The organism is Pseudomonas gebzensis (assembly GCF_034427815.1).
Classification (GTDB): domain Bacteria; phylum Pseudomonadota; class Gammaproteobacteria; order Pseudomonadales; family Pseudomonadaceae; genus Aquipseudomonas.
In genome coordinates this window covers 1-793 of the sequence record NZ_JAXQNS010000036.1, presented here as the reverse complement: position 1 = coordinate 793, position 793 = coordinate 1, and the positions used below count along the sequence as shown (strand labels likewise).

1 protein-coding gene is annotated in these 793 nt (G+C 57.8%); it reads left to right on the top strand.

What is annotated here, in order from left to right:
• The coding region (locus tag SJI00_RS22350; protein ID WP_322463856.1) for an immunoglobulin-like domain-containing protein at positions 1-793 on the top strand (793 nt) is incomplete at both ends.

The following is a 793-nucleotide window of genomic DNA, read 5'->3' as shown; positions in this document are numbered from 1 at the left end:
GGTCATTACCATTGCTGCCAATCAGACCTCGGGCAGCGTCACTGTTGCCGCGCCTGCGGATGATCCGTATATCGATGCCAGCCAGGTCAGTGCGCAGATTACGAGTGCAACAGGTGGCAACTTCGAGAATCTGGCGGTCAACGCTGCGCCGGCAGTCACTGCGGTTACTGACACTATCAATACCACTACCGTCACGCTGACAGCGGCGCCTTCGGTTGCTGAGGGTGGCGTGATCACTTACACCGCGTCGGTGGGTGCTCCAGTCACCGGCTCGCCGGTTGTGGTGACTTTGGCCAATGGTCAAAACATCACGATTGCTGTCGGTCAAAGCTCCGGGACTGTAAACGTCCCGGTTAGCGACGATGCTTACCAAGGCCATGCCCCAGTTACTACCAATATCACCGGTGTGTCGGGTGGTAATTACGAAAACTTGGTTGCCAGTCAGTCGCCAGTGACTACGGCTGTTACTGATGTGACGACTACAACAACGGTTTCACTCGCGGCCACTGCGACCGTGGCTGAAGGCGGATCAATCGTCTACACCGCCACTCTCACCAACCCAGCTGGCTCGCCAGTGACCGTGACCTTGAGCAATGGCCAAGTCATCACTATCGCCGCCAACCAAACGTCGGGTAGCGTCACCGTCGCAGCGCCTGCTGATGATCCGTACGTCGACGCGGGTCAAGTTACTGCACAAATCACCAATGCCACCGGCGGCAACTTCGAGAATCTGGCGGTTAACGGGGCAGCGGCTGTCACTACCGTTACCGACACCATCGATACCACCACGGTG